This window comes from Deinococcus multiflagellatus, from assembly GCF_020166415.1.
GTDB lineage: Bacteria > Deinococcota > Deinococci > Deinococcales > Deinococcaceae > Deinococcus > Deinococcus multiflagellatus.
The window spans coordinates 1-1676 of the sequence record NZ_JAIQXV010000051.1; the positions used below are offsets into that span (position 1 = coordinate 1).

Annotated in this window: 1 protein-coding gene; it reads left to right on the forward strand. The window is 62.2% G+C overall.

Going from position 1 to position 1676, the window contains the following annotated elements; all coding sequences use genetic code 11:
* Positions 1 to 52 precede the first annotated feature (52 nt).
* Positions 53 to 1642 (forward strand): ISL3 family transposase, encoded by a 1590-nt coding sequence (locus K7W41_RS23230; protein WP_224612913.1) that lies wholly within the window; start codon positions 53 to 55, stop codon positions 1640 to 1642.
* The last annotated feature ends 34 nt before the right edge of the window (positions 1643 to 1676 follow it).

Here is a 1676-nt window from a genome sequence, read left to right on the forward strand (position 1 = left end):
GGAACATCCGCACATTTGGTGATGGAACAGCGGTCAAGGTGCATGATCCGTCATGGACTATCAGCTGTTTCTGCCTGATCCGGTCACGCTGCACTTCAACACCGCCCGCCTTCGACCCCACACTCTCTGGCTGGAGATCTCCAGCACGGTGAGCTGTGCGAGCTGTCCGCAGTGTGGCCAGTCATCCACCCGTGTCCACAGCCGCTACCAGCGTGTCCTCAAGGACTTGGCCTGCTTTGGACGACGGGTGCGACTGCTCGTGGATGTTCGACGATTTTTCTGCACGGCCTCTACGTGTCCACAGCGCATCTTCTGCGAACGCCTCACCATCGCTGCACCATGGCAGCGTCTGACCCGGCGACTTGCCCAGCAAGTCGCCAGGGTGGCCCTGGATGCTGGCGGTGAGTGTGCGGCACGCTGTCTGGCCGCTATCGGTCAACCCATCAGCGCCGATACGCTCTTGCGCGCTGTCCCGCAGCACTCTTCCTCACCCTGGCGGCCGGTCTATACGTTGGGCATGGATGACTGGGCATGGCGCAAGGGTCAACGATATGGCACCATCCTGGTTGACCTGGACCGACATGAAACCATTGACTTGCTACCGGACCGCGAGGTCGCCACAGTGGTGGCGTGGCTGCGTGACCATCCAGAAATCCGCATCATCACACGCGATCGTTCCAGCGCGTATCAGGAAGCCGCGACGATTGGCGCGCCCCAAGCGCTGCAAATCGCTGATCGCTGGCACCTGCTGAAGAACCTTCGGGAAACGCTGGAGCGTTTCCTCCAGCGCCTGCATCTCCCCGTCCAGACGATCTTTCGCAAAACGACTGCAACCCTGAGGACACCTCAAGAAGAGGGGGCGGTCGGCACCACGCCGTCCGTGTGCCCACCGACGCCACGGGCAGAACAACGTTTCCAGGCGATTCATCAGTTGAAGGCCCAGGGGCTCACCCTCAAACAAATCAGCGCCCAGACGGGCTATAGCAAAGTCACGGTGCAGAAGTATCTGCAGCTGACGGCCAGCCCTGGACAACCGCGCCGCCCACCGCGGGCCGGACCGATTGACGCCTATCGCAGCTGGCTCACCGCGCAGTGGGAAGCTGGCGCCCACAACGCGACACACCTCTTTGAGGCGGTGCGGCGGCAGGGGTATAGAGGGGGCTTTACGGCCGTGAGGGAATGGTGTCGGGCGAAGCGTCTCCAGGCAGGCACCTCGCACAGCGATGGGCCTGCGGTGCGCTGTCCCAGTGCCAGAGCGTTGAGCTGGTTTCTGGCCCGTCCAGCGCTGGTGACACATCCGGTAGTCGGGCAGTTCCTGGCGGCATGCCGCCAGGAACTGCCCTGGTTCAGAGCGGTCGAAGCGTTGGTGCAAACTGGCTGGGCGCTCCTGAGTGGACAAAGCCCTGGTCTGCTCCGCGACTGGGTGCGGGAATTGGCCAACAGTGACGTGCCGGAATTAATGCGTTTCGCTGTGGGCCTGGAGCGGGATTTTGATGCCGTGCTGGCTGCGGTCACGTTGCCCTGGAGTAATGGCCAAGTGGAAGGGCAAGTGAACCGGCTCAAGACCTTGAAACGGGGCATGTATGGCCGGGCGGGGCTGAATCTGTTGCGTGCTCGAATGACCTACCGACCCAGGCCCTGACCGTTGTTCCATCACCAAATGTGCGGATGTTCCA